At 66.1% G+C, this 2,178-nt stretch carries 3 protein-coding genes; all 3 read left to right on the forward strand.

All coding sequences use genetic code 11. From position 1 onward, the window contains the following. Positions 1–910, forward strand: a 910-nt coding sequence (locus tag EOD07_RS31715; protein ID WP_127238077.1) for a PDZ domain-containing protein, incomplete at its 5' end; no start/stop codon positions are given. 122 nt (positions 911–1,032) lie between these two features. Next, positions 1,033–1,644: a molybdopterin-dependent oxidoreductase gene (locus tag EOD07_RS31720; RefSeq protein WP_127238078.1), complete on the forward strand. Its 612-nt coding sequence runs from the start codon at positions 1,033–1,035 to the stop codon at positions 1,642–1,644. Positions 1,645–1,654: 10 nt separating this feature from the next. Further along, the coding region (locus EOD07_RS31725) for an FAD-binding oxidoreductase (RefSeq protein ID WP_127238079.1) at positions 1,655–2,178 on the forward strand (524 nt) is incomplete at its 3' end.

Genomic DNA, 2,178 nt, shown 5'->3' on the forward strand with positions numbered 1-2,178 from the left:
CGCCACCGCCGGCATCGTTTCGGCGCGCGGCCGCGACCTGCACAGCGGGCCGTTCGACGATTTCATCCAGATCGACGCGCCGATCAACCACGGCAATTCCGGCGGCCCGTTGGTCGATGTCAGCGGCAATGACATCGGCATCAACACCGCCATCTATTCGCCCAATGGCGGCAGCGTCGGCGTCGGCTTCGCCATCCCGTCCGACCAGGCCGAGAAGGTCGTGGCCAAGCTGATGAAGGGCGGCGACATCGAGTACGGCTATCTCGGCGTGCAGATTCAGCCGGTCACGCCGGACGTCGCCAGCGCCATCGGTCTCGACCATCCGGGCGGCGCGCTGGTTTCCCAGGTCACCGAGGGGTCGCCGGCGGCCAAGGCCGGTATTGAAACCGGCGACGTCATCACCGGCTTCGCCGGCCAGGAGATCAAGGATCCGAAGGACCTGTCGCGCGCCGTAGCCGACGTGTCGCCGGGCGCCAAGGAAACCGTCAATATCTGGCGCAAGGGCAAGGCGATGCAGATCTCCGCCGATGTCGGCCGCAACGCCGATGATCAGAAGACCGCCTCGAACGGCAATGAAGGCCGCAGCCCGTCGGCCGAACAGGGCCTGCGCGTTCCTTCGCTCGGCCTAGGCCTGACCGATCTTACGCCCGACATCCGCGATCAGCTCAATCTTACCGACAATCAGCGTGGCGCGGTGGTCGAGCGGGTCAATCCGGACAAGGAGGCCTCGGCGGCCGGCATCCAGCCGGGTGATGTCATTGTCGGTGTCGACCAGACGCCCGTAAAGAACGCCAGACAGGCGAACCAGGCGATCGCCGAGGCAGCCAAGTCGGGCAAGAAGTCGGTGCTGTTGCTTGTCGATCGCGGCGACGCGCAGATCTTCGTCGCCGTTCCGTTCGCCGCCGGCTGAGAAAAGCTCCGGCGGAGCCCGTCGGCCTTCCCGGCGGGCTCCGTCCTCGAGATTTCTGTTGCCCCTAGAGGCATATTCGAGAACACTGCCGGCATCGTTCCGCCGATGCAGGAGGCGTCTCAATGGTCACGCGCGGCTTCTTCTCCGGACGGCGTCCTCCTTCCGACACCGACGCGCGCATTCCGCCGGGCCAGTACCTGGAACAGGGTTTCCCGGTTCTGTCGGCTGGGCCGACGCCGCGGGTGCGCACCGAGGACTGGTCGTTCACCCTCAAGCAGGGGCCGCGGCCGATCAAGAAATGGAACTGGGCCGAGTTCAACGCCTTGCCGCAGAGCAAGATGACGCGCGACATCCACTGCGTCACGGCCTGGACCAAGTTCAACACGCCATGGCAAGGCGTGATGATCGACGACATCCTTGCCGACGCCGGCATCGAGCCGCCCACGGCCTACACGCTGGCGCTGTCCTTCGACGGCTATTCCACCAATGTCCCGACCAAGGACCTCGTCACCGGCAAGGCGATGGTGGCGCTGCTTTACGAGGGCAAGCCGATCCCGTTCGATCATGGCGGCCCGGCGCGGCTTCTGGTGCCGCATCTCTATTTCTGGAAATCGGCCAAATGGGTGAACGGGCTGCAGTTCACCGAGCGCGACGAACCGGGCTTCTGGGAACTGCGCGGCTATCACATGTATGGCGACCCTTGGCGCGAGCAGCGCTATTCCAGTGACCCATGAGCAGCGATCGATGAGTGCCGAGCCGTCGCCGCAATCGCCCTGGCAGGCAGCCACGATCACCCGCATCGAAAAGCGCACGCCGCGCGTCACCAGCTTCTGGTTCCAGCCGTCGCGGCCCTTCGTCCATCTGGCCGGACAGCATGTCGACATCAGGCTGACGGCGCCGGACGGCTATCAGGCGCGCCGTTCCTATTCCATCGCTTCGGCGCCGGAAGCAGGCGGCGGCGTCGAGCTGGCGATCGAGCGGCTCGACGACGGCGAAGTCTCGCCCTTCTTCCACGACGTGGCCACCGTCGGCGACGAGATCGAGCTACGCGGTCCGCTGGGCGGTCATTTCATCTGGGAGGAGAGCGACGGCGGGCCGATCCTCCTGGTCGGCGGCGGCTCGGGCGTCGTGCCGCTGATGGCGATGGTGCGCCATCGCACGCTGCGCAACAAAGCGGTGCCCGTTGCGCTGGTGTTCTCGGCGCGGGTCTGGGACGAGGTGATTTTTCGCGACGAGCTGATCGGCCTCGACGACCGTCGCGACGGGTT

The sequence above is a fragment of the Mesorhizobium sp. M2C.T.Ca.TU.002.02.1.1 genome, assembly GCF_003997225.1.